A 23456-nucleotide genomic window follows, 5' to 3' on the forward strand; every position below is an offset into this window, starting at 1 on the left:
GAGGAAAGCGAAATGACTGACAAGCCTGGTTACCGTCGCCCACAGGCAGGCACTCAGCCTGACTACCTGCACCCGACGTATCAATCCACCAACCTGCGCTCGCCGTCCAAGCCGTTGGTGCACCTGCCGCACTCGCTGTCGGAAATCACCGGGCCGACCATCGGCGCCGAACACGTTGCCGAGAAGGACAATGACCTGACCGCCCAGCACGAAGGCGAGCCGTTGGGCGAGCGCATCATCATTCACGGCCGCGTGCTCGACGAAGACGGCCTGCCGGTGCCGGGGATTCTGGTGGAGATCTGGCAGGCCAATGCCGCCGGCCGCTACAACCATGCCCGTGACCTGCACGACGCGCCGCTGGACCCGAACTTCACCGGCACCGGCCGCACCGTCACCGATGCCGATGGCTGGTACCAGTTCCAGACCATCAAGCCCGGCGCCTATCCGTGGGGCAACCACCACAACGCCTGGCGCCCGGCGCACATCCACTTTTCCCTGTTCGGGCCGAGCATCCTCACCCGACTGGTCACGCAAATGTATTTCCCCGGCGACCCGTTGCTGGCGTATGACCCGATCTACAACTGCGTGCCGGACACTTCGGCCAAGGAACGCCTGATCGCTGCTTTCGATCTGGAAAAAACCATTCCGTCCTACGCCCTCGGTTACCGCTGGGACATCGTACTGCGCGGCCGTGAAGCCACGCCGATGGAGAAATAAGATGACGCTCTATGCGACCACTTCCCACACCGTCGGGCCGTATTACCACATCGGCCTGACCTGGCTGAACCGCGAAACCCTGGCCAACGAGCTGACCCTTGGCGAGCGCGTGGCGATCAGCGGCCAGGTTGTGGATGGCAATGGCGATGTCGTCAACGACGCCATGCTTGAAGTCTGGCAGGCCAATGCCGCCGGCAAGTACGACCACCCGGAAGATCACCAGGACAAACCGCTCGACCCGAATTTCGAAGGCTTCGGCCGGGTGCCGGTGGACGCCGAAGGGCGCTTCCGTTTTACCACGATCAAACCGGGCACCGTGCCGGGGTTGAAAGGCTCGACCCAGGCGCCGCATCTGGTGGTGCTGGTGTTTGCCCGTGGTCTGGTCAAGCATTTGCTGACGCGGATTTATTTTGAAGGTGAACCGGCGAACGTTGCTGACCCGTTGCTCGAGTGTGTGCCGGCGGAGCGTCGCCAGACGTTGCTGGCCAAGGCGGATGCGTCGGGTGTGTACCAGTGGAATGTAGTTCTGCAGGGCACCGATGCCGAGACGGTGTTCTTCGATTATTGAGAGAACACCCCAAATCCCCTGCAGGACAGAATCCCCTCACCACAAAGGCTGATCCGGCTTGGATGATGGGCCAATGTGGAACGGGACTGTTGCAAAGTACGTCTAGACTGTGACTGTCCCTATCGAGTGAAAAAACAATGACAACCACTACCTCCCACTACACCGGCGAAGAGCGCAGCAAGCGCATCTTCGCCATCGTCGGCGCTTCCTCCGGCAATCTAGTCGAGTGGTTCGACTTCTACGTCTACGCCTTTTGTGCGATCTATTTCGCCCCGGCGTTTTTCCCCTCCGATAACCCGACTGTGCAACTGGTCAACACCGCTGGCGTGTTCGCTGCCGGGTTCCTGATGCGGCCGATTGGTGGCTGGATCTTCGGCCGGGTCGCTGACAAGCACGGGCGCAAGAACTCGATGCTCATCTCGATTCTGATGATGTGCTTCGGCTCGCTGCTGATTGCCTGCCTGCCGACCTACAAGGACATCGGCGTCTGGGCGCCAGTGCTGTTGCTGTTCGCGCGTTTGCTGCAAGGTCTGTCGGTGGGCGGCGAGTACGGCACCACCGCGACCTACATGAGTGAAGTTGCGCTCAAGGGCCAGCGCGGATTCTTCGCCTCGTTCCAGTACGTGACGCTGATTGGCGGACAACTGCTGGCGGTGTCGCTGGTGGTGGTGCTGCAACAGTTCCTCACTGAAGAAGACTTGCGTGCCTACGGCTGGCGGATTCCGTTCGTGGTCGGTGCGGTGGCGGCGCTGATTTCGCTGTTCCTGCGTCGTTCGCTGAAGGAAACCACCAACGAGGAAACCCGCGCACACAAAGACGCCGGCAGCATCACTGCACTGTTTCGCGATCACAAAGCGGCGTTCATCACTGTGCTCGGTTACACCGCTGGCGGCTCGCTGATTTTCTACACCTTCACCACCTACATGCAGAAATACCTGGTGAATACCGCCGGCATGCACGCCAAGAGCGCCAGCTACATCATGACCGGCGCGCTGTTCCTGTATATGTGCATGCAGCCGCTGTTCGGCATGCTCGCCGACAAGATCGGCCGGCGTAACTCGATGCTCTGGTTCGGCGCCCTCGGCACGCTGTTCACCGTGCCGATTCTGCTCAGCCTGAAAAGCGTCAGCAGCCCGTTCCTCGCCTTTGTGCTGATCACCGTGGCGCTGGCGATCGTCAGTTTCTACACCTCCATCAGCGGTCTGGTGAAAGCCGAGATGTTCCCGCCGGAAGTGCGCGCCCTCGGTGTCGGCCTGGCTTACGCGGTGGCGAATGCAATCTTCGGCGGTTCGGCAGAGTTTGTGGCCCTGAGCCTCAAGGCCGGCGGCATGGAAAACGCCTTCTACTGGTACGTCACGGCGATGATGGCGGTGGCTTTCCTGTTCAGCCTGCGTTTGCCCAAGCAGGCGAAGTATCTGCACCACGATCTGTAAACCCATGTGCGCGGGCTGCGAGGCCCGCGCCGGCAAGGACTGTTTATGACTCAGCGACCGGGCAATCAATTGTTCGATGCCTACTTCACCGCCCGCGATATGCGCGAAGTGTTCTGCGATCAGGGCCGGGTGCAGGCGATGCTCGATTTCGAAGCGGCGCTGGCCCGGGCCGAGGCGCGGGTCGGGCTGATTCCTTCATCGGCCGTGGCACCGATTGCCGCAGCGTGCGACGCCGGTCTGTATGACTTCGCAGCGCTGGGCGAGGCGATTGCCACAGCCGGCAATTCGGCGATTCCACTGGTCAAGGCCCTGGGCAAGCAGATTGCCGCGAGCGATGCCGAGGCCGAGCGCTATGTGCATCTGGGCGCGACCAGTCAGGACGTGATGGATTCCGGGCTGGTCCTGCAATTGCGCCAGGCGCTGGCGTTGATCGAAAGCGAACTGGCGCAACTGGCCGACTCACTTGCTGTTCAGGCCCAACGCTTCGCCACCACGCCACTGGCCGGGCGCACCTGGCTGCAACACGCGACGCCAGTGACCCTCGGTATGAAAATCGCTGGATGGCTCGGCGCCGTCACGCGCAGCCGTCAGCGTCTGCAACAACTCAAGCCACGACTGCTGGTGCTGCAATTCGGTGGCGCTTCCGGAACGCTAGCTGCGTTAGGTGAGCAGGCGTTGCCGATTGCCGAAGCCTTGGCCGAGGAACTGCAACTGACCCTGCCCGAGCAACCGTGGCACACCCAGCGTGATCGCATCGTCGAATTCGCAGCGGTGCTTGGCCTGATCGCCGGGAGCCTCGGCAAATTCGGCCGCGACATCAGCCTGTTGATGCAGACCGAAGCAGCGGAAGTATTCGAGCCTGCGGCACCGGGCAAGGGCGGTTCGTCGACCATGCCGCACAAACGCAATCCGGTCGGCGCGGCGGTGCTGATCGGCGCGGCCACGCGGGTGCCGGGGCTGGTGTCGGCGCTGTTCAGCGCGATGCCGCAGGAGCACGAACGCAGCCTCGGTTTGTGGCATGCCGAATGGGAAACCCTGCCGGAAATCTGCTGCCTGGTGTCCGGTTCGCTGCAACAGGCGCGCTTGTTGGCCGAGGGTCTGGAAGTCGACGCGGCGCGCATGGCCCGCAACCTCGAATTGACCCAAGGCCTGGTGCTGGCCGAAGCGGTGAGCATCGTCCTCGCCCAACGCGTCGGCCGCGACACCGCGCATCACCTGCTCGAACAATGCTGCAAACGCGCCGTGGCCGAGCAACGCCATTTGCGTGCGGTGCTCGCTGACGAGCCGCAAGTCACCGCCGAATTCAGTGGCGCTGAACTCGGTGATCTTCTGAACCCCGCGCATTACCTCGGCCAGGCGCAAGTCTGGGTCGAGCGTGCGGTGGCTGAACACAACGCTTTGACTGTCTGAAGGAGAGGGCTGTGGCTTTCGTTCAACTCGCCGATGGCGAACTGCACTATCAAATTGAGGGCCCGGCGGAGGCGCCGGTGCTGGTGCTGTCCAACTCGCTGGGCACCGACCTGCACATGTGGGACGCGCAAATGCCGGCGTTCACCGAGCATTTCCGCGTGCTGCGTTTCGACACGCGCGGCCATGGGCAATCGCTGGTCACCGAGGGGCCGTACAGCATCGAACAACTCGGTCGCGACGTGCTCGGTCTGCTCGATGCGCTGCATATCGAGCGCGCGCATTTCTGCGGACTGTCGATGGGCGGGCTGATCGGTCAGTGGCTGGGGATCAATGCCGGCCATCGTCTGCACAAACTGATCGTGTGCAATACGGCGGCGAAAATCGGCGACCCGTCGGTGTGGAATCCGCGCATCGAAACCGTACTGCGTGACGGCCCGGCGGCGATGGTCGCACTGCGTGATGCCTCGATTGCGCGCTGGTTTACCCCTGACTTTTCGGCGGCCCATCCCGAGGAGGCGAAGAAGATTACCGACATGCTTGCCGCGACCAATCCACAAGGTTATGCGGCCAACTGCGCGGCAGTACGCGATGCTGATTTTCGTGAACAACTGGCTTCGATCAACGTGCCGTTGCTGGTCATTGCCGGCAGCGAAGATGCGGTGACGCCGCCGTCCGGCGGGCACTTCATTCGCGACCACGTGCGCGGTGCCGAGTACGCCGAGTTCCATGCGGCGCATTTGTCCAACGTGCAGGCCGGTGCCGCTTTCAGCGACCGTGTGCTGACGTTTTTGCAGGCTCAGTGAGGAAGATTTTGTGGACGAGAAACAACGTTACGACGAAGGCATGCAAGTCCGCCGCGCGGTGCTGGGCGATGCCCACGTCGATCGCAGCCTGACCACGCTGACCGAGTTCAACTCGGAATTCCAGGAGATGATCACCCGGCACGCCTGGGGCGACATCTGGACCCGCCCGGGCCTGCCCCGTCATACCCGCAGCCTGATCACCATCGCCATGCTGATCGGCATGAACCGCGAGGGCGAACTGAAACTGCACCTGCGCGCAGCGGCCAACAACGGCGTGAGCCGTGGCGAGATCAAGGAAGTGATCATGCAGAGCGCAATTTACTGCGGCATCCCGGCGGCGAATGCGACGTTTCATCTGGCCGAGTCGGTGTGGGATGAGCTGGGCGTCGAATCTCGAGAATAATGGCGGCCGGTCTGCCGCTTTCGCGAGCAGGCTCGCTCCCACCTTGGAGTTGTGTCGATCACAAAACAAATGTGGGAGCGAGCTTGCTCGCGAAAGCGGCAGACGCCGTGATGTGTTAATCAGCACATGCACTCAAACCCTGGCGACAATGAATATCCGCTTGAACGCAAACAACGTATGCCCATCCTCCTCCTGCGGATAATGCGCCTGCACCCGCATCAGGTAGTGATAGATGAATCGCGCCTGCTGCGCTGAATCCAGCGCCTGCATCACTGGCCTTAACGCCGAGACCTTGACCCAGTCATACACCGGCGATTTGCCGTTGACCACTTGCAGCTGTTCGGTCTCCCAAATGTCCAGCGACGCGGTTATTGGTGCGAGCAAACGGTAGTAATCCTCCAGCGCCACTAGCGGCCGCGCAGCCATGCGCCGGCGCAGTTCTGGCGTGCCCAACGGTGCGCCCCCGGGACCGGCGTCATCCAACGTTTGCAGCATTAACCGATACCACAACGCATCGCGCCAATCCGGCATGTGCGCTGCGAGGCAGCCGCCAGGATTCAGATAGCCGAGCAGGCGCGGCAGCAAGGTTTCGTGGTCATCGAGAAAATGCAGCACAGCGGCGGCGAACAGCAGATCCGCCGGTTGCTCAGGCTGCCAGTCCAGCAGATCAGATTGTTTCCACAAGGCCTTGATCGGCAGGCTTCGGGCCTCGTTGAGCATCTGCGCCGAGCTGTCGATGCCCTGCAAATGCGCACGCGGCCAACGCTTGGCCAGCAACTGCGTAGCGATGCCGGTGCCGCAGCCCAGATCGTAAATGCGTTGGGGGTTTTGCAGTTCGATACGGTCGAGCAATTCGTTGACCGGACGTTGTCTGAGACGGAAAAACTGTTGGTACGCCTTGGCGTCCCAATCGGGTGCAGTGGTGCGGCGCGTGATCATAAGGTGATCCTCCGGTGATCAAATGGTGTCTTCCGATGACAACCTGGTGCACAGCTGGAGACCGACTACGAAACGGAAGCGTGAAGGGTTGGAGCACCTGAGTCCTTCAGGTTTGCTCACTGTAACCGCCGCCCGCAAAAGCGCTACATGGCCTGACAAATGGCATGCATCTGTGATGGGAATCAAATGTGGGAGCGAGCCTGCTCGCGAAGGCCATTTCACATTCGACAGAGATGTCGACTGAAGTAGCGCTTTCGCGAGCAGGCTCACTCCTACAATTTTGATCGGTGGTTAAAGCAGGCTGATCGGGTAGCTGACGATCAGGCGATTTTCATCGAACTCGTTGTTGCTGAAGTCGCGGCGCATGGTCGAGTTGCGCCATCTGACGTTCAAATCCTTCAAAGTGCCGCTCTGCACCGTGTAACCCAGTTCCGATTCGCGACCCCATTCCTTGCCGTCGGTGATCGTCCCGGTGTGCACGTTGTCGCCGCTGATGTAGCGGTTCATCAGGGTCAGGCCGGGGATGCCCATGGCGGCGAAGTTGTAGTCGTGGCGCAGTTGCCAGGAGCGTTCCTGAGCGTTGTCATAACTGGCGTTGTAGCTGTCGTTGGCCAAGGTGCCGCCGCTGGTGCCGTTGACGCGCATCCACGCGCTGTCGCCGGTGAGTTTCTGCAGGCCGAGGTAGAACGTGTTGCCGCCGTACTTGGCCGAAAACATGCCGTACCAGGTTTTGTTGTCCAGATCGCCGGCACGCGCGCTGCCATCTTCCTTGCCGTAGAAAAATCCGAGGTTGGCGCCCAGCGTCCAGTCGCCGAGCGGCTGGCTGTGCAGCACGTTGAAGTACTGCTGGCTGTAGATGTCCTTGAGCTGCGCGTTCCACAGGCCGATCTGCGTGCGCTTGTCGTTGAACAGGTATTCGCCGCCCTGGAAGTTGAAACGATCAGAGGTGAACGCGGCTTTGCCGGTCATCGACATGTCGCTCATGCTGCTGTCGTCGCGCGGGCTGTTTGCGCGGAACTGGCCGCCATAGAGGGTCAGGCCGGCGATTTCCTTGGAGGTTATCTGGCCGCCACGGAAGGTTTGCGGCAGCGAGCGACCGTCGTCCGAACGCAGAATCGGCAATACCGGCATCCATTCGCCGACCTTGACCTCGGTCTGGGAAAGTCTGGCCTTGAAAGCGACGTTGGTGCGACCGAAGTTGTCCGCCGGGCGGCCGTCATGGTCCAGCGGCAACAACTGCGTACCGCCCGTGCCCTTACCGCCATCGAGTTTGACCGAATACAGCCCGAGTACGTCCATGCCGAAACCGACGGTGCCTTGGGTAAAGCCGGATTTGGCGTCGAGAATGAAACTCTGCGTCCACTCCTCAGCCTTGCCCTGGGTCTTGGTCGGGTTGGTGAAGTTGCGGTTGATGTAGAAGTTGCGCAGGTTAAGGTTGACCTTGGCGTCTTCGACAAAACCGCCTTCTTCGGCGCTTGCCGGCAGGGCCAGACCGGCGATGGCCAGGGCGATCACAGCGGGCAATGCGTAAGGCACAGGGAAAACTGTCATGGACTTGGGTCTCTCTTGTTTTTTTTAGGGCGAACGGCTGCGCTGTCGCGGCGGGTGCGGCGCAGGGCGAAGTGATGCAGTTATGAGATGCAGCGGTGGCGGTCAGCCGGGCGGGGCAGGGCGCAGGAGCATGGTGTCGAACCTTGTTGTTATTGGTTTTCTGGTTTGAATGGTGAAGGGCCTGTGTGTTCGGGTTCAATTGCTGAAAGCGGGTTCTGGGCGGTTATCGCACGCAAGATTGAGCCGGGTTTTTTGGGCGGATGTGCGGGCCTCTTCGCGAGCAGGCTCGCTCCCACAGGTGGGCGCATTTCAAATGTGGGAGCGAGCCTGCTCGCGAAGGGGGCAGCCCGAACAACACACCTTTCAGACAGGCAACAAAAAGCCCACCAATCGGTGGGCTCCTTGTAGTCAGCCGATGATCAGAACAGCTTCATCTTCGGCGCTTCTTCTTTCAGCGCTTCGTTCTGCGCGGTCTGCGCATTCCAGCCACCGCCCAGTGCCTTGTACAGGTTGACCGCACTGGTCAGCTGCGCGAGGCGGTCGGTGATCAGCGCTTGTTGTGCGCTGAACAACTGACGCTGGGCATCGAGGAAGGTCAGGTTGCTGTCGACGCCGATGCGGTAGCGACGTTCGGCCAGGCGGTAGTAATCCTGGTTGGCCTGAACGAAGTCACGCTGCGCTTGCAGCTGGTCGGTGTAGGTCTGGCGGGCGGCGAGGCCGTCGGCGACTTCTTGGAAGGCGGTCTGGATGGACTTCTCGTAGTTCGCCACGCCAATGTCCTTCTGGATCTTGGCGTAGTCGAGGCTGGCGCGCAGGCTGCCGGCGTTGAAGATCGGCAGGTTGATCTGCGGCTGGAACAGCCACGTCCCCGAACCACCCTTGAACAGACCGGACAGATCCGGGCTCAGGCTGCCCGCGTTGGCGGTCAGGCTGATGCTCGGGAAGAACGCTGCACGCGCCGCGCCGATGTTGGCGTTAGCCGCCTTCAGGTTGTACTCGGCCTGGAGGATGTCCGGACGACGTTGCAGCAGGTCCGAAGGCAGACCGGCCGGCACATCGCTGAGCAGATCATCGGACAGCGGTTTGGCCGTTTGCAGGTTGGCGGGAATACCGGTGCCGAGCAGCAGGGTCAGGCTGTTTTCGTCCTGTGCGACCTGGCGGGTATAACGCGCCAGTTGCGCCCGGGCGTTTTCCACGGAAGTGCGCGACTGCGCCAGATCCAGCGCCGAAGCCACACCGACTTCGTTGCTGCGGCTGGTCAGCTTGTAGCTTTCTTCGAAGGCACCGAGGGTGTCCTGCGTCAGCTTGAGCAATTCCTTGTCCGCCTGCCAGGTCAGGTAGGCGTTGGCGACGTTGGCGACCAGACTGATCTGCGTACTGCGGCGTGCTTCTTCAGTAGCGAAGTACTGTTGCAGCGCTTGCTCGCTCAGGCTGCGCACCCGACCGAACAGGTCGAGTTCGTAGGCGCTGACGCCGACGGTGGCGGAATACGAACTGCTGATCATCGACTCGCCGGTCTGCGAGGCACGGGCCGGCAGACGCTGGCGGCTGCCGGCGGCATTGGCCGACACCGCCGGGAACAGGTCGGCGCGCTGGATGCGGTACTGCGCCGCGTAAGCGTCGATGTTCAGCGCCGCGACACGCAGGTCGCGGTTGTTTTCCAGGGCGACCTGGATCAGCTGTTGCAGGGCAGGGTCATGGAAAAACTGCTTCCAGCCCTGTTCGGCAGCGGCTTGCGCCGGAGCCTGGGCCGGCGAATATGCCGGCCCCTGCGGGTACTGGCCTGCGACCGGAGCCTCAGGCTGCTGATAGTCAGGTATCAGCGAGCAACCGCTCAGCACGAAGGCGGCGACTGCGATGGAGAGTAGCGACTTGCTCATTGGCCAGCCTCTTTAGGAGTTTCAGTAGTCTCATCCGCGTCGGTCTTTTTGCGCTGACCGATGGACGACACAGTAACGAAGAACAGTGGGACCCAGAAGATCGCCAGGATCGTGGCCGTGAGCATACCGCCAATCACGCCGGTACCGATCGCGTGCTGACTGCCTGAACCGGCGCCGGTGGAAATCGCCAGCGGCACAACACCGAGAACGAAGGCCAGCGAGGTCATGATGATCGGGCGCAGACGCATGCGGCAGGCTTCGATTGCCGCTTCACGCAGGGTGCGTCCCTGTTCGTGCAGTTCCTTGGCGAATTCGACGATCAGAATGGCGTTTTTAGCCGCCAGACCGATGGTCGTCAACAAGCCCACCTGGAAGTACACGTCGTTGGACAGACCGCGCAGGCTGGTAGCCATCAGTGCACCGATGATCCCCAGTGGTACCACGAGCATGACCGCGATCGGAATCGACCAGCTTTCATACAGCGCCGCCAGACACAGGAACACCATCAGCAGCGACAGGGCGTACAGCGCTGGTGCTTGCGAGCCGGACAGACGTTCCTCGTAGGACAGACCGGTCCAGGAGATACCGACACCGGACGGCAGCTTCTTGGCAATCGCTTCGACTTCAGCCATCGCTTCACCGGTGGAGTAGCCCGGCGCCGGAGCCCCGAGGACCTCGACCGCTTCCACACCGTTATAGCGCGCCAGCTTCGGCGAACCGTAGACCCACTCGCCCTTGGCGAACGCCGAGAACGGAACCATGGTGCCTTCGGCGTTGCGCACGTACCACTTCTTCAGGTCTTCGGGGCTCATACGCGAGTCCGGCTGGCCCTGCACGTAGACTTTCTTCACTCGACCACGGTCGATGAAGTCGTTGACGTAGCTACTGCCCAACGCGATCGACAGGGTGTTGTTGATGTCGCTGATGGTGATGCCGAGGGCACTGGCCTTCTCGTCGTCGATTTCCAGCTGGAACTGCGGCTCATCGTTCAGGCCGTTCGGACGCACCTGGGTCAGCACCTTGCTTTGCGCCGCCATGCCGAGGAACTGGTTGCGCGCTTCCATCAGTTTTTCGTGACCGATACCGGCGCGGTCCTGCAGGAACACGTCGAAACCGGTGGCGTTACCCAATTCCAGAACCGCTGGCGGGGCGAAGGCAAACACCATCGCGTCGCGGAAGCTGAAGAAGTGTTGCTGGGCACGCGCAGCGAGGTTGAACACGCTGTTGTCGGCGTTACGTTCGCCCCACGGCTTGAGCATGATGAACGCCATACCCGAACTCTGACCACGGCCGGCGAAGTTGAAGCCGGTCACGGTGAACACCGAAGCCACCGCGTCCGCCTCACCGCCGTCCTTGTTCGGACGCAGCAGGTACTCACGCATTTCATCCACCACCACCTGCGTGCGCTGGGCACTGGAACCGGCCGGGGTCTGCACCTGAGCGAACAGTACGCCCTGGTCTTCTTCCGGGAGGAACGCGGTCGGGATGCGGGTGAACAGCCAGATCATGCCGACGACGATCAGCAGGTACGCCAGCAGGTACGGCGCCTTGCGGGTCAGCATGTTGCCGACGCCGCGCTCGTAGCTGCGTACACCACGGTCGAAGTTACGGTTGAACCAGCCGAAGAAACCTTTCTTCGGGGTACCGTGCTCGCCTTTCGGAATCGGCTTGAGCATGGTCGCGCACAGCGCCGGGGTGAAGATCAGGGCAACCAGTACCGACAGGGCCATGGCCGACACGATGGTGATCGAGAACTGCTTGTAGATCACACCCGTGGAGCCGCTGAAGAACGCCATCGGCAGCAGTACCGCCGAGAGCACGAGGGCGATACCGACCAGTGCACCCTGGATCTGGCCCATGGATTTCTTTGTCGCTTCCTTCGGTGACAAGCCTTCTTCGCTCATCACCCGCTCGACGTTTTCCACCACGACGATGGCGTCGTCCACCAGCAGACCGATGGCCAGCACCATGCCGAACATGGTCAGGGTGTTGATGCTGAAACCGGCGGCGGCGAGGATGCCGAACGTACCGAGCAGTACCACCGGCACGGTCATCGTGGTGATGACGGTGGCGCGGAAGTTCTGCAGGAACAGGAACATCACCAGGAACACCAGCGCGATCGCTTCGACCAGGGTGTGCACCACGCCTTTGATCGACTCGGTCACCACCGGAGTGGTGTCGTACGGGAACACCACTTCCATGCCTTGCGGGAAGAACGGCTTGAGGCTGTCGATGGTGTTGCGCAGCGCTTTGGCGGTATCGAGGGCGTTGGCGCCGTTGGCCAGTTTCACCGCCAGACCGGACGCCGGGCTGCCGTTGAACTGGGCACTGATCGCGTAGTTCTCGCCGCCGAGGCCGACTTCAGCCACGTCTTTGAGGCGAACCTGCGAACCGTCCTTGTTGACCTTGAGCAGGATTTCCTTGAACTGCTCAGCAGTCTGCAGACGGGTCTTGCCGATGATCGTCGCGTTCAGTTGCTGGCCCTGCACGGCAGGCAAGCCACCGAGCTGACCGGACGACACCTGGACGTTCTGCGCGGCAATCGCATTCTTCACGTCGACCGGGGTCAGGTTGAAGTTGTTCAACTTGGCCGGGTCGAGCCAGATACGCATCGCGTACTGCGCACCGAAGACCTGGAAGTCACCGACACCGGCGGTCCGCGAGATCGGGTCCTGCATGTTCGACACGATGTAGTTGGACAGGTCGTCCTTGGTCATGCTGCCGTCGCGCGACACCACGCCGATCACCAGCAGGAAGTTCTTCACTGCCTTGGTCACGCGGATACCCTGTTGCTGCACTTCCTGCGGCAGCAGCGGGGTGGCCAGGTTCAGCTTGTTCTGGACCTGGACCTGCGCGGTGTCGGAGTTGGTGCCTTGCTCGAAGGTCGCGGTGATGGTCATGCTGCCGTCGGAGTTACTTTCCGACGACACATAACGCAGGTTGTCGATACCGTTGAGCTGTTGCTCGATGACCTGCACCACGGTGTCCTGCACGGTTTGTGCGGACGCGCCTGGGTAGGTCACCTGAATCGCAATGGCCGGTGGCGCAATGCTCGGGTATTGGTTGATCGGCAATTTCAGGATCGAAAGTGCCCCGACCAGCATGATCACCAGGGCGATTACCCAGGCGAAAATCGGACGGTCGATGAAGAATTTTGACATGGGTTACTCCCCTTTGCCGCCGGCGGCTTTGTCAGCTGCCTGTGCGGGGGCCGGGTTCTTGGTGCCGACGTTAGTCGCCTCGGTCGCTTTGACCTCGACGCCCGGTTTGACGTACTGCAGCCCTTCGGTGATCAGACGATCGCCGGCTTTCAGGCCGTCTTCGATCAGCCACTGGCTGCCGACGGTGCGGCTGGCCTTGAGCTGACGCAGTTCGACCTTGTTGTCGGCGCCGACGACCAGTGCGGTCGGGGTGCCTTTGAGGTCGCGGGTCACGCCTTGTTGCGGCGCGAGGATCGCTGCGCTGTTGACGCCGGCTTGCAGCTGGGCGTGAACGAACATGCCTGGCAGCAGGGTGTGATCCGGGTTCGGGAACACCGCGCGCAGGGTCACCGAGCCGGTGGTCTGGTCAACCGAAACTTCGGAGAATTCCAGCTTGCCGTCGAGCTTGTACTGGCTGCCGTCTTCCAGGGTCAGCTTGACCGCAGCGGCGTTGTCGCCGGCCTTCTGCAGACGGCCGCTTTCCAGTTCGCGGCGCAATTCCAGCAGTTCCACCGACGACTGGGTCACGTCGACGTAGATCGGGTCGAGCTGCTGAATCACTGCCATTGCATCGGCCTGGCCATTGCTGACCAGTGCGCCTTCGGTGACCGAAGAGCGGCCGATACGGCCGGAAATCGGCGCGTAGACTTTGGTGTAGCGCACGTTGATCTGCGCGCTCTGCAACGATGCTTCCGATTGCAGGCGGTTGGCCAGTGCGGTGTCGTATTCCTGACGGCTCACGGCCTGTTCGTCGACCAGTTGCTTGTAGCGGTCGGAAATCGACTTGGTCGAACGCAGCTCGGCTTCGGCGCTTTTCAGCGTAGCTTCATAGACCGACGGATCGATCTGATACAGCTGCTGGCCGGCTTTGACGTCGGCACCTTCCTTGAACAGACGCTTGAGAATGATGCCGTTGACCTGCGGGCGAACTTCAGCGATGCGGAACGCACTGGTGCGGCCCGGCAGCTCGGATGTGAGGGTAAAGGCTTGTGGTTGCAGGGTGACGACGCCGACCTGAGGAGGCGGAGCGGCTGGGGCCGCTTCTTCCTTTTTACATCCGCTGAGCAGCGATGCCAGGGCGACGGCAGTGACCAGAGCGGTAACAGCTGGCTTGAATTGCATGAAGATCCTCGGGTCAGGCGCGCAAGAAGCGCACAAGAAGTGTGAAAGAGTAAAAATCGGGCACCGGGTGGATAAGTAGCTTGCTAAGTAATATACTTACGTTCATGGTTGTTTGTAAACACCTGCGCCGTGTACCCACCCTGATACAAAAGTCGTCGCAAGGTTTGAAATTGTAGGCCGGGGAGTCGATTCGCGAGAGATCGCCCCCTCTTTATTCAGCGGATATTCAGCCATCCCTGAAACATCCTGTTTGAGGTTTTACTGCCATGGTCCGTCGTACCAAAGAGGAAGCTCAGGAAACCCGCAGCCAGATTCTGGAAGCGGCCGAGAAAGCCTTCTATGAAAGGGGGGTTGCCCGCACCACCCTGGCGGACATCGCGACCCTCGCCGGCGTGACGCGTGGCGCCATCTACTGGCATTTCAGCAACAAGGCCGACCTGGTCCAGGCCATGCTCGACAGCCTGCACGAACCGCTGGATGAACTGGCCAAGGCCAGCGAAAGCGAGGACGAACCGGACCCGCTGGGCTGCATGCGGCAGTTGCTGATTCATTTGTTTCATCAAGTTGCACTGGACCCGAAAACCCGGCGCATCAACGAAATTCTGTTTCATAAGTGCGAGTTCACCGATGAAATGTGCGATCTGCGCCAGCAGCGCCGGACGGCCAGTCTCGATTGCAACGTGCGCATCGGCCTGACCCTGCGTAACGCGGTGAATCGCGGCCAGTTGCCGGAAGACCTCGACACTGCCCGCGCGGCCATCAGCATTCATGCCTACATCGACGGCCTACTGTACGGCTGGCTGCTGGCCCCGGACAGCTTCGAACTGCACGCCGAGGCTGAACGCTGGGTCGACACCGGGCTGGACATGCTGCGCCTGAGCCCAAGCCTGCGCAAATGAAACAAAATGCGCAATTGCCCGGCAGGATGTCAATCAGCCGCTATGGCCGATTATTGCGGTGGGGAGTTTAAACGTAGCCAGCCGTGGATTTTGTAGGGAAATTGTGTCGCTGTTGTGAAACGGTGTTCGCTGGCTCTTACCCTGCGCCAACAGCAAAAAGCCCCTGACTCTCACAAGTCAGGGGCTTTTTCATTTCTGCGCTACAGCGTGATTACAAGGTCGGATAGTCGATATAGCCGACCGGACCCTTGCCGTAGAAAGTTTCCGGATGCGGCTCGTTCAACGGCGCATCGGCCTGCAAACGTGCCGGCAGGTCCGGGTTGGCAATGAACGGCACGCCGAACGCTACGGCGTCTGCCTTACCGCTGGCCAGCCACTCGTTGGCGCTTTCCTTGGTGAACTTCTCGTTGGCAATGTATGGGCCACCGAACGCTTCTTTCAGTTGCGGGCCGAGGCTGTCGGCGCCTTCTTTTTCGCGCGAGCAGATGAACGCGATGCCACGCTTGCCCAGTTCACGGGCGACGTAGGTGAAGGTCTCGGCAAGGTTGTCATCGCCCATGTCGTGGGAATCTGCACGCGGTGCCAGGTGCACACCCACGCGGCCGGCGCCCCAGACTTCGATCGCGGCGTCGGTCACTTCCAGCAGCAGGCGCGCACGGTTTTCCAGCGAGCCGCCGTACTGGTCGGTGCGCTGGTTGGTGCTGCTTTGCAGGAACTGGTCGAGCAGGTAACCGTTGGCGCCGTGGATTTCCACGCCGTCGAAACCGGCGGCCTTGGCGTTCTCGGCGCCGGTGCGGTAGGCGTCGACGATGTCGGCGATTTCAGCGGTTTCCAGAGCGCGCGGCGTTGGATAGTCGGCCAGTGGGCGCACCAGGCTGACGTGACCCTTGGGCTGGATGGCGCTTGGCGCGACCGGTGCTTCACCGTTCAGGTACGAAGGGTGGGAAATGCGGCCAACGTGCCACAGTTGCAGGAAGATCTTGCCGCCGGCGCCGTGAATCGCCTTGGTGACGTTGGCCCAGCCACGCACTTGATCGTTGGACCAGATGCCCGGGGTGTCCGGGTAGCCGACGCCCATCGGCGTTACCGAAGTGGCTTCACTGAGGATCAGGCCGGCCGAGGCGCGTTGTACGTAGTATTCGGCCATCAGCGCGTTCGGCACACGACCTTCGTCGGCGCGGCAGCGGGTGAGCGGGGCCATGATGATGCGGTTGTTCAGCTCGATGTCGCCGAGTTTGATCGGGTCGAAAATAGTCGCCATGTCTAAAAGCCTCGCTTTAATTAAGGAAGTTGATCAGTTGGAAGCAGGCGCCAGCTCGGCATTGCCGTTCTGGCGGAAAGTAATCAGGGTCACCAGCAGGGCAAGCACGGCCAGCGCGGCGGCAGCCAGTGGCACGCTGGTCAGGCCGTAGCCGTGGGCGATGACGCTGCCACCGACCCAGGCGCCGAGGGCGTTGCCAACGTTGAAGGCGCCGATGTTCAGGGTCGAAACCAGGTTCGGCGCAGCCTTGCCGAAGGTCACCACGTTGACTTGCAGCGCCGGCACAGCGGCGAAACACGCGGTGGCCCAGAGGAACAGGGTGATCTCGGTCGGGATCAGCGCAACGCTGGTCCAGCTCAGCACCGTGGAAACCACGGCCATGGCGATGAACACGCCGATGAGCGTGGCGGCCATGCCTTTGTCGGCGAGTTTGCCGCCGATGATATTGCCGACTGTCAGACCGAGGCCGATGAGCATCAGTGTCCAGGTCACCCCACGCGGCGACACGCCAGTGACTTCGCCGAGCAGCGGCGCAACGTAGGTGAACAGGGTGAACACCGAAGCGGCGAACAGCGCGGTCATGCTCAGCGACAGCCAGATGCCGGCACCTTTGAGAGCGGCCAGTTCGGCGCGCATGTCGAGTTTCTCTTCGTCACGCTTGGCCGGCAGGAAGCGGATCAGGCCGATCAGCGCGATCACACCGATGACGGTCACGGCCCAGAAGGTCGAACGCCAGCCGGCTTCCTGACCCAATGCGGTGCCCAGTGGCACGCCAAGCACGTTGGCCAGGGTCAGACCGGTGAACATCAACGCCACCGCCGAGGCACGTTTGTTCGGCGCGACCAGATTGGCCGCCACCACCGAGCCGATGCCGAAGAACGCACCGTGACACAGCGCCGTGACCACCCGGGCAAACATCAGCACGTTGTAGTCGCTGGCGATGGCGCAGAGCAGGTTGCCGACAATAAAGATGCCCATCAACGCCACCAGCGCGGCCTTGCGCGGCAGCCTGGCGGTGGCCAGCGCCATGAACGGCGCACCGATGGCCACGCCCAAGGCGTAACCGGTGACCAGCCAGCCGGCGCCGGGAATCGACACGCCGAGGTCCGCCGCCACGTCGGGCAGCAGGCCCATGATGACGAACTCGGTGGTGCCGATGGCGAAAGCGCTCAGGGCGAGGATGAGAAGCGAAAGGGGCATGCAGGTTTCCTTGTCGGCTGGCTGACGTTAAGGGTCAGAGCTCTTTACTGAGGGTGCTGAGAAACGCCTGGATGACGTCCTCGTTACGTTTGAAAAAATGCCACTGCCCGGCCTTCTGGCTGCTGATCAGCCCGGCCCGTTGCAGGGTCGCCAGATGCGCGGAAACGGTCGATTGCGACAGGCCGCAACGCTGATCTATCTGCCCGGCACAGATGCCGTACTCGTGGTTGTGCAACTGCTCGGGGAATTCGCCTTTCGGGTCCTTCAGCCAGTTGAGGATGTCTCGCCGTACTGGGTGCGCCAGGGCTTTTATTATTTCGTCGAGGTCGAGGTTCATGGCTTGGGCTCGTGGTGGCAGTGGCGATATATCGCGATGGAGCGAACTTTAAATCGTTGGATCGCGATATACCAATATGAATTCGGTCTGACGAACGCATAAATCGCTATATCGGGTTATAACGATACGAGGGTGCTGGAGCAGCGAACGCAGTGCTAAGCTGCGCTCATGAACTATCTCGCGCATTTGCATCTCGGCGGTCAGCGCCCCGGTCAGTTACTCGGCAGCCTGTATGGCGACTTCGTCAAAGGTCGGCTGCAAGGCCAGTTCGACCCGGAAGTGGAGGCGGCGATTGCGCTGCATCGGCGCATCGACGTCTTCACCGATCGCCATCCACTGGTCGACATTGCTTTGGGGCGCTTTACCGAGACGCGGCGGCGCTATGCGGGGATAGTCCTTGATGTGTTTTTCGATCATTGCCTGGCGCGGGACTGGACGCTGTATGCCGACCGACCGCTGGAGCAGTTCACCGCAGACGTCTATCACGTGCTGTCCCGCGAACGACAGTTGCCGGAACGGCTGGCTAAGATCGCCCCGCACATGGTCGCCAACGACTGGCTGGGCTCGTATCGCGAATTTGAGGTGCTGGAACAGGTGCTGCGCGGGATCTCGCGGCGCCTGACCAGGCCGGAGGAATTGGCCGGGGCCATGGCGGAGTTGCGGCGGTTGTATGAGCCGCTGAGTGAAGACTTCAGCCTGTTTTATCCGCAATTGCAGGATTTTGCGCAAAACTCTGATCCACTGAAGATCTGAATGTGGGAGCGAGCCTGCTCGCGAATGCGGTGTCTCAGCCAATATAGATGCTGAATGGCACGCTGCCTTCGCGAGCAGGCTCGCTCCCACAGAGGATTTGTATTGGCTCAGGCGGCTATCAGGTTGCCTGTGCGGCGCGGTTCGGCAGGTTTTGCGACCTCGCCAAACAACACCTTCTGCACCGCCTGCTGCGCTTCGAACGCCAGCGCCGCACGCTCGCGGCCCTGACACTCTATTGGCTTGAGCAGATGCACCTCTACATCGCCACAGTCATGGCTGAACAGGCGCATCAGGTGCGAGAGCAGGTCATCGTCACCAATGAACGGTGCGAGCGTGTCGATTTCGCCGTCACGCAGATAACGGATCGCCACCGGTTGCAGCATCACCTCGGAATCGATCGCCGCCGACAGCAGGCGGCCATGAAAGGTGCGCAGGGAACGGCCATCGGTGGTGGTGCCTTCGGGGAACATCAGCAGCGCATGTTCGGTTTGCAGATGGCGGGTCATCTGCTTGCGGATCAACTGGCTGTCGCCCGACCCACGGCGGATGAACAGGCTGCCGGCCTTGGCCGCGAGCCAGCCGGCCACCGGCCAGGTGCGCACTTCGGCCTTGGACAGAAACGACAGCGGCGTGAGCATGCCCAGCAGCGGAATGTCGGTCCACGACACGTGATTGCTGACCCACAGCATTGGCTGTTTTGGCAGCTCGCCCTGGACGCTCACGCGAAACGGCAGGGCATTGCTCAGCCGCGCCATGAAGAAGCGCGACCAGCGCTGGCGCCGCTCCATCGAGTGGGCCAGACCGATGCGTTCGAACACGCCGAAGACGCTGGCCATGGTCAGTCCCAGCGTCACCACCAGCAGCACTCGCGCGATTCGCGCGTACACCCGCAACCGGCTCATCACATCGCCGCCTTGAAGTGCTTGGCGTAGCGCGGGCAGAGTTCGTCGCGCTTGAGCAGGATGAACACGTCGGCGACCTGGAAGTCTTCGTCCCAGCACGGCTCGCCGCAGATCTTCGCCCCGAGGCGCATGTAGGCCTTGAGCAGCGGCGGCATTTCGGCGATGACGTTGGACGGGATATCCAGCGTCGGCAGCGGATTTTTCGGCTCGGCGCGCAGGTGTTCGGTGCACAGATAACGCTCGCGCAGACGCTGCATGATCGCGTGGGCCTGGATGCCGCCGTCCTGCATCGGGATGCTCGCGCAACCCATCAGATAGCTGTAGCCGCCCTGATTGAGCACTTCGGCCAATTCGCCCCAGAGCACGGCGATGGTGCCGCCGTTGCGGTACGCCGGATCGACGCAGGTGCGGCCGATTTCCAGGATCGGGCCTTGCAGGTGGGCGAGGCCGTGCAGGCTGAATTCTTCTTCGCTGTAGAACTTGCCGAGGCTGCTGGCGGCGGTGTGATCGAGCAGACGCGTGGTCGCCACCAGGCGCCCGGTGTTCAGATCACGCACGCCGATGTGGCTGCAGTGAACATCATAGTCATCCATGTCCAGACCCAGTTCCGCGCCTTTCAGTTTGGCGTTGAACTCGCCGCTGAAGACGGCGAAGCGCAGGGCCTGGGCTTGCTGCAAGGCTTCGGCGCCGATCAGGCGTTCGGCTTGCAGGCGGCGTTCATTGCCGGTGTCGCTGATGCGGGCGATTTGCGTCATGTGAATCTCCGTACGGGCCTTGAACCCGTCGTGGGTTGCAGCCGATCGACTTTCTTTATGCAGCCGTGTTGTGCAAAGTCAGGCTATGTAGCCCCGGTGTCATCGCCATGAACGTTCGGTGATGCTTATATGACAGCCCACAAGGAGGCGCCCATGCCCTGGTTAGAACTGCTGCACCGCCGTGAACGCTTGCCCGCCGCTGCTGATCTGGCCGAGGGTTTCGCGACGCTATTGCAGACGCTGGGCAACGCCACGCCGTTCGAGTTGGCGGTGGCCGGCGGGCGGCGGATGGCCACGCCGGGGTTGGCATTTCTGGTCGGTTATCAGGCGGCGCTGCGCATGTTGTGGCCGAGCGCGCCGCTGAGCCTCGGCGCCTTGTGCGCGACCGAACAACGCAGCCCGCGCCCGGCCGATATGCAAACGCGGCTGCGCGATTTGCGCTTGAGTGGGCGCAAGGATTTCGTCACCGCAGGCGACGCCGCCGACTGGCTGCTAGTGGCGGCACGCAGTGAGGAACCCGGGGAAACGCCGCGTTTGAGTCTGGCGGTGATTTATCCCGGTGAGCCCGGCGTGAAGGTGGAAAAACTGCCGGCGTTGCCGTTGATGCCGGACATCAGCCACGGTCGCCTGCACCTCGACGGCGCCCTGTGCGAACTGCTCGCTGGCGATGGCTGGGACGCATACGTCAAACCGTTCCGCAGCCTTGAAGATGTCTATGTCTTGAGCGCCATGACCGCATGGCTGTATGGCGTCGGCCAGGACAGCGACTGGCCGCAGACCCTGCAACTGCGTTTGCTGGCGCTGCTGGCCGGGTGCGCCGAGGCCAGTCGGCAGGCGCCGAACAGTCCGGCCGGGCATGTGCTGCTGGGCGGGTTGTTTGCGCAATTTGAAGCGCTGGGGCGGGAGGTAGATGAGGCGCTGGGCAATGGCCCGGCGGAGTGGGCGCAGATGTGGCAGCGGGACAAGGGCGTGATGCAGTTGGCGGCAGGGGCGAGGGCCAAGCGCTTGGCCAAGGCTTTGGCGGTGATCTGAGCGGCCCCTTCGCGAGCAGGCTCGCTCCCACAGAAAGATCGTGTTTCGTCTGTCGAAATGTGGGAGCGAGCCTGCTCGCGAAGGCGGCCTCAAAATCACCATACATCTGTCATAAACCCCGACTAGTCTCGACAGGTTCATTCCCAGAGCCCCCACCATGTTCAAAGGCCTGTCCCTGTTCCTGCTGCTGATCAGCCTCACCGTCCGCGCCGAACAATGGCCCGGCGAGCAGTGGCCGATCGGCTCGCCAATCAGCGGCCCGGCTGTCGAAGCGCTGGAAAGCTACGCCTTCGCACCCCGCAACGACGCCACCCGCGAAGGCATCCGCACCGACGCCTTGCTGATCATCCACGACGGCCAGATCATCTACGAACGCTACGCCGCTCCGACCACCGAACAGACCCCGCACCTGACCTGGTCGATCAGCAAAAGCCTGCTGGCCGCCGTCCTCGGCGTGGCCTACGGCGAAGGCCGGTTCAAACTCGACGATCCAGTGCTGAAGTTCTACCCGGCGCTGGAAAAACACCCGGCGATCACCCTCGGCCATCTGCTGAACTGGGCTTCCGGTCTCGATTGGCAGGAGGACTACGAATACGCGCCGCTGAAATCTTCGGTGGTGGCGATGCTCTACACCCGCGGCCATCGCGACATGGCCGCGTTCACGGCGGGCCACGACGCCTACGCCGCACCGGGTCAGGCTTTCCGTTATTCCAGCGGTGACAGCAATCTGCTCGCCGCCGCCCTGAAAACCATGGTCGGTCCAGAGCGTTATGCCGATTATCCATGGACAGCGTTGTTCGAGCCCTTGGGCATTCGCCACGCCGTGTGGGAAAGCGATGTCAGCGGCACCTTTATCGCCTCGTCCTACGCCTATCTCACCGCGCGGGATCTGGCGCGGGTCGGTCTATTGATGGCGCGCGGCGGGCGCTGGAACGATCGGCAGTTGCTGCCCGAGGATTGGGTGGCATTCAATCTCAAGCCCTTTGCCGGCTACAAGGCGCATCAGGACGAAGCCGTACCCGGCGGCCACTGGTGGCTCAATCGGCCTGTCGATGGTGCGACGTCGCCGTGGCCCGACGCGCCACCCGACACCTTCGCCGCCCTCGGCCACTGGGGCCAGGCGCTGTACGTGATGCCCAGCGAGAAACTGGTGATCGTGCGTTACGGCGATGACCGTGATGGCAGCTACCAGCACAACGAATTGCTCAAACGCGTGTTGCAGGCGGTGCGGCCATGAAGCGCTTTTTATTATTGCTGTTGGTCGTGCTGCTCGGTTGGGGTTGGTATGAACGGGAAAACCTCTGGGCTTTCCCGGACATCATCAGCGCCTACACCGCCAAGGAATATTGCTCGTGTCGTTATGTGATGAACAACGACGCCGGGTATTGCCGTGGTTATGTGAAGCAATGGCTGCCAACCAGCGGTTTTACCGATGACGCTTCGAGCAAAACCATCACCGTCAGCGGCATGGGCCGCAGCAACAGCGCGCAGTGGCTGAGCGAACGCCAGGGCTGTCGCCTGAATCCTTGAATTATCTGGTCTCCCCTGTGGGAGCGAGCCTGCTCGCGAAATCGTCGCAAGCCGCAATACATGCTGTGCGGCGAGCATTGCATTCGCGAGCAGGCTCGCTCCCACAGGGCTTGCAATAACTTGGCGGGCGGTTAAGGTTCGTGCAGGTTTATCGCCCCCACGAGTGTTCAATGTTCAACCGCTCCCTCTATACAACCTTCGCCAGTCTGTTGTTGACCGCCGCTGCACTGCCGGCCCAGGCCAATTGGTACCTGGACGGCGAGTCGTCGCGGCTGTCGTTCGTCAGCACCAAAAATGCCAGCGTGTCGGAAGTGCAGCGTTTTCTGGTGCTGCACGGCAAGGTCGATCCAAACGGTCGCGCCGAGGTCGAAGTCGAGCTCGAATCGATCAACAGCGGCATTCCGCTGCGTGATGAGCGCATGCGCAAGGAGCTGTTCCAGATCGAGCAATTTCCTGCAGCCACTATCACCACGCAGATCGATCTGCGCCCGATTAACGATTTGGCGCCCGGCGCGCAGTTGGAATTGCGCCTGCCGCTGACCGTCAGCCTGCACGGCAAGCAGCACGAATACCCGGCCGAGTTGCTCGCCACGCGTCTGGATGATCGGCGCTTTCAGGTGGTGACACTGGAGCCGCTGGTGATCAACGCCGAGGATTTCGATCTGGCGCCGGGCCTGGAAAACCTGCGCAAACTCGCCGATCTGTCGGCGATCAGTCTGTCGGTGCCGGTGGGTGCGGTGCTGATCTTCACGGCGCGCTGA

22 protein-coding genes are annotated in these 23456 nt (G+C 61.8%); 12 read left to right on the plus strand and 10 right to left on the minus strand.

All coding sequences use genetic code 11. The features are described 5' to 3' along the window. Nucleotides 1–12: 12 nt before the first annotated feature. The 6 genes from pcaH to pcaC all read left to right on the plus strand — a co-directional run bounded on the left by pcaH (nt 13) and on the right by pcaC (nt 5334). Nucleotides 13–717, plus strand: a complete 705-nt coding sequence (gene pcaH / locus PspCFBP13508_RS18765) for a protocatechuate 3,4-dioxygenase subunit beta (RefSeq protein ID WP_137215372.1) — start codon at nt 13–15, stop codon at nt 715–717. Between the two features lies 1 nt (nt 718). After that, nucleotides 719–1285, plus strand: coding sequence for a protocatechuate 3,4-dioxygenase subunit alpha (gene pcaG / locus PspCFBP13508_RS18770; RefSeq protein WP_130912695.1), 567 nt, complete (start codon nt 719–721; stop codon nt 1283–1285). 137 nt (nt 1286–1422) lie between these two features. Continuing rightward, entirely contained in the window at nt 1423–2718 is a 1296-nt protein-coding gene (locus tag PspCFBP13508_RS18775; RefSeq protein WP_137215373.1) for an MFS family transporter, read from the plus strand. A 45-nt stretch (nt 2719–2763) separates the two neighbouring features. Continuing rightward, the gene (locus tag PspCFBP13508_RS18780) at nt 2764–4128 is read left to right on the plus strand and encodes a 3-carboxy-cis,cis-muconate cycloisomerase (RefSeq protein ID WP_137215374.1); all 1365 of its coding nucleotides are present in this window, start codon (nt 2764–2766) and stop codon (nt 4126–4128) included. An 11-nt stretch (nt 4129–4139) separates the two neighbouring features. Further along, on the plus strand, nt 4140–4931 hold the full coding sequence (pcaD, locus tag PspCFBP13508_RS18785) for a 3-oxoadipate enol-lactonase (RefSeq protein ID WP_137215375.1): 792 nt from the start codon (nt 4140–4142) through the stop codon (nt 4929–4931). Nucleotides 4932–4941: 10 nt separating this feature from the next. Continuing rightward, entirely contained in the window at nt 4942–5334 is a 393-nt protein-coding gene (gene pcaC / locus PspCFBP13508_RS18790; protein ID WP_007917093.1) for a 4-carboxymuconolactone decarboxylase, read from the plus strand. Between the two features lie 132 nt (nt 5335–5466). On the opposite strand, the gene PspCFBP13508_RS18795 is transcribed toward pcaC, so the two are convergent. The 5 genes from PspCFBP13508_RS18795 to emhA all read right to left on the minus strand — a co-directional run bounded on the left by PspCFBP13508_RS18795 (nt 5467) and on the right by emhA (nt 14026). Continuing rightward, a complete protein-coding gene (locus tag PspCFBP13508_RS18795) occupies nt 5467–6273 on the minus strand; it encodes a methyltransferase domain-containing protein (RefSeq protein ID WP_137215376.1) in 807 nt (268 codons plus the stop codon). Between the two features lie 291 nt (nt 6274–6564). Further along, nucleotides 6565–7824 (minus strand): OprD family porin, encoded by a 1260-nt coding sequence (locus PspCFBP13508_RS18800; RefSeq protein ID WP_137215377.1) that lies wholly within the window; start codon nt 7822–7824, stop codon nt 6565–6567. A gap of 419 nt (nt 7825–8243) precedes the next feature. Further along, the gene (emhC, locus tag PspCFBP13508_RS18805) at nt 8244–9704 is read right to left on the minus strand and encodes an efflux RND transporter outer membrane subunit EmhC (protein ID WP_137215378.1); all 1461 of its coding nucleotides are present in this window, start codon (nt 9702–9704) and stop codon (nt 8244–8246) included. Continuing rightward, entirely contained in the window at nt 9701–12865 is a 3165-nt protein-coding gene (gene emhB / locus PspCFBP13508_RS18810; protein ID WP_039762672.1) for an efflux RND transporter permease subunit EmhB, read from the minus strand. Before emhB ends, emhC begins: the two co-directional genes overlap by 4 nt. A 3-nt stretch (nt 12866–12868) precedes the next feature. Then, on the minus strand, nt 12869–14026 hold the full coding sequence (emhA, locus tag PspCFBP13508_RS18815) for an efflux RND transporter periplasmic adaptor subunit EmhA (RefSeq protein WP_016771331.1): 1158 nt from the start codon (nt 14024–14026) through the stop codon (nt 12869–12871). A 266-nt stretch (nt 14027–14292) separates the two neighbouring features. Between emhA and emhR the strand changes: the two genes are divergently transcribed. Beyond that, nucleotides 14293–14925 carry an efflux system transcriptional repressor EmhR gene (emhR, locus tag PspCFBP13508_RS18820; protein ID WP_024011948.1) on the plus strand — a complete coding sequence of 211 codons (633 nt, stop codon included), beginning with the start codon at nt 14293–14295 and terminating at the stop codon, nt 14923–14925. Between the two features lie 211 nt (nt 14926–15136). Here the strand turns inward: emhR and PspCFBP13508_RS18825 are convergent, their stop codons facing one another. Genes PspCFBP13508_RS18825 through PspCFBP13508_RS18835 form a run of 3 tightly spaced genes read right to left on the minus strand, consistent with a single transcriptional unit; the run spans nt 15137 to nt 17723 of the window. Continuing rightward, nucleotides 15137–16186 carry an alkene reductase gene (locus tag PspCFBP13508_RS18825; RefSeq protein ID WP_016771329.1) on the minus strand — a complete coding sequence of 350 codons (1050 nt, stop codon included), beginning with the start codon at nt 16184–16186 and terminating at the stop codon, nt 15137–15139. Nucleotides 16187–16219: 33 nt separating this feature from the next. Further along, on the minus strand, nt 16220–17386 hold the full coding sequence (locus PspCFBP13508_RS18830; protein ID WP_056783415.1) for an MFS transporter: 1167 nt from the start codon (nt 17384–17386) through the stop codon (nt 16220–16222). Between the two features lie 34 nt (nt 17387–17420). Beyond that, complete coding sequence (locus PspCFBP13508_RS18835) at nt 17421–17723, minus strand: metalloregulator ArsR/SmtB family transcription factor (protein WP_016771327.1); 303 nt, start codon at nt 17721–17723, stop codon at nt 17421–17423. Nucleotides 17724–17891: 168 nt separating this feature from the next. Between PspCFBP13508_RS18835 and PspCFBP13508_RS18840 the strand changes: the two genes are divergently transcribed. After that, nucleotides 17892–18476, plus strand: coding sequence for an ACP phosphodiesterase (locus PspCFBP13508_RS18840; protein ID WP_122505777.1), 585 nt, complete (start codon nt 17892–17894; stop codon nt 18474–18476). A 107-nt stretch (nt 18477–18583) separates the two neighbouring features. On the opposite strand, the gene PspCFBP13508_RS18850 is transcribed toward PspCFBP13508_RS18840, so the two are convergent. Beyond that, nucleotides 18584–19378 carry a lysophospholipid acyltransferase family protein gene (locus PspCFBP13508_RS18850; RefSeq protein ID WP_137215379.1) on the minus strand — a complete coding sequence of 265 codons (795 nt, stop codon included), beginning with the start codon at nt 19376–19378 and terminating at the stop codon, nt 18584–18586. Beyond that, nucleotides 19378–20133, minus strand: a complete 756-nt coding sequence (gene olsB, locus PspCFBP13508_RS18855) for an L-ornithine N(alpha)-acyltransferase (RefSeq protein WP_137215380.1) — start codon at nt 20131–20133, stop codon at nt 19378–19380. Before olsB ends, PspCFBP13508_RS18850 begins: the two co-directional genes overlap by 1 nt. A 153-nt stretch (nt 20134–20286) precedes the next feature. Between olsB and PspCFBP13508_RS18860 the strand changes: the two genes are divergently transcribed. From PspCFBP13508_RS18860 to PspCFBP13508_RS18875, 4 genes are all read left to right on the plus strand, one after another. Beyond that, a complete protein-coding gene (locus tag PspCFBP13508_RS18860) occupies nt 20287–21165 on the plus strand; it encodes an acyl-CoA dehydrogenase family protein (protein WP_137215381.1) in 879 nt (292 codons plus the stop codon). Nucleotides 21166–21322: 157 nt separating this feature from the next. Next, a complete protein-coding gene (locus tag PspCFBP13508_RS18865; RefSeq protein WP_137215382.1) occupies nt 21323–22402 on the plus strand; it encodes a serine hydrolase in 1080 nt (359 codons plus the stop codon). Further along, the gene (locus PspCFBP13508_RS18870; RefSeq protein WP_056783423.1) at nt 22399–22695 is read left to right on the plus strand and encodes a hypothetical protein; all 297 of its coding nucleotides are present in this window, start codon (nt 22399–22401) and stop codon (nt 22693–22695) included. Before PspCFBP13508_RS18865 ends, PspCFBP13508_RS18870 begins: the two co-directional genes overlap by 4 nt. 170 nt (nt 22696–22865) lie before the next feature. Beyond that, nucleotides 22866–23456, plus strand: a complete 591-nt coding sequence (locus tag PspCFBP13508_RS18875; protein WP_039762684.1) for a YceI family protein — start codon at nt 22866–22868, stop codon at nt 23454–23456.

It is taken from the genome of Pseudomonas sp. CFBP13508, assembly GCF_005233515.1.
Taxonomy (GTDB): Bacteria; Pseudomonadota; Gammaproteobacteria; order Pseudomonadales; family Pseudomonadaceae; genus Aquipseudomonas; species Aquipseudomonas mercuritolerans.

Excerpts from the sequence above, each read along its gene's own strand:
- PspCFBP13508_RS18830 (WP_056783415.1), bottom strand. The coding sequence starts at position 17,386 with ATGCCCCTTTCGCTTCTCATCCTCGCCCTGAGCGCTTTCGCCATCGGC.
- PspCFBP13508_RS18795 (WP_137215376.1), bottom strand. The coding sequence starts at position 6,273 with ATGATCACGCGCCGCACCACTGCACCCGATTGGGACGCCAAGGCGTAC.
- PspCFBP13508_RS18800 (WP_137215377.1), bottom strand. The coding sequence starts at position 7,824 with ATGACAGTTTTCCCTGTGCCTTACGCATTGCCCGCTGTGATCGCCCTG.
- emhC (WP_137215378.1), bottom strand. The coding sequence starts at position 9,704 with ATGAGCAAGTCGCTACTCTCCATCGCAGTCGCCGCCTTCGTGCTGAGC.
- PspCFBP13508_RS18860 (WP_137215381.1), top strand. The coding sequence starts at position 20,287 with ATGCCCTGGTTAGAACTGCTGCACCGCCGTGAACGCTTGCCCGCCGCT.
- pcaG (WP_130912695.1), top strand. The coding sequence starts at position 719 with ATGACGCTCTATGCGACCACTTCCCACACCGTCGGGCCGTATTACCAC.
- emhA (WP_016771331.1), bottom strand. The coding sequence starts at position 14,026 with ATGCAATTCAAGCCAGCTGTTACCGCTCTGGTCACTGCCGTCGCCCTG.
- PspCFBP13508_RS18865 (WP_137215382.1), top strand. The coding sequence starts at position 21,323 with ATGTTCAAAGGCCTGTCCCTGTTCCTGCTGCTGATCAGCCTCACCGTC.
- PspCFBP13508_RS18835 (WP_016771327.1), bottom strand. The coding sequence starts at position 17,723 with ATGAACCTCGACCTCGACGAAATAATAAAAGCCCTGGCGCACCCAGTA.
- PspCFBP13508_RS18775 (WP_137215373.1), top strand. The coding sequence starts at position 1,423 with ATGACAACCACTACCTCCCACTACACCGGCGAAGAGCGCAGCAAGCGC.
- PspCFBP13508_RS18840 (WP_122505777.1), top strand. The coding sequence starts at position 17,892 with ATGAACTATCTCGCGCATTTGCATCTCGGCGGTCAGCGCCCCGGTCAG.
- olsB (WP_137215380.1), bottom strand. The coding sequence starts at position 20,133 with ATGACGCAAATCGCCCGCATCAGCGACACCGGCAATGAACGCCGCCTG.
- PspCFBP13508_RS18850 (WP_137215379.1), bottom strand. The coding sequence starts at position 19,378 with ATGAGCCGGTTGCGGGTGTACGCGCGAATCGCGCGAGTGCTGCTGGTG.
- PspCFBP13508_RS18870 (WP_056783423.1), top strand. The coding sequence starts at position 22,399 with ATGAAGCGCTTTTTATTATTGCTGTTGGTCGTGCTGCTCGGTTGGGGT.
- PspCFBP13508_RS18825 (WP_016771329.1), bottom strand. The coding sequence starts at position 16,186 with ATGGCGACTATTTTCGACCCGATCAAACTCGGCGACATCGAGCTGAAC.
- emhB (WP_039762672.1), bottom strand. The coding sequence starts at position 12,865 with ATGTCAAAATTCTTCATCGACCGTCCGATTTTCGCCTGGGTAATCGCC.
- PspCFBP13508_RS18875 (WP_039762684.1), top strand. The coding sequence starts at position 22,866 with ATGTTCAACCGCTCCCTCTATACAACCTTCGCCAGTCTGTTGTTGACC.
- emhR (WP_024011948.1), top strand. The coding sequence starts at position 14,293 with ATGGTCCGTCGTACCAAAGAGGAAGCTCAGGAAACCCGCAGCCAGATT.
- pcaH (WP_137215372.1), top strand. The coding sequence starts at position 13 with ATGACTGACAAGCCTGGTTACCGTCGCCCACAGGCAGGCACTCAGCCT.
- PspCFBP13508_RS18780 (WP_137215374.1), top strand. The coding sequence starts at position 2,764 with ATGACTCAGCGACCGGGCAATCAATTGTTCGATGCCTACTTCACCGCC.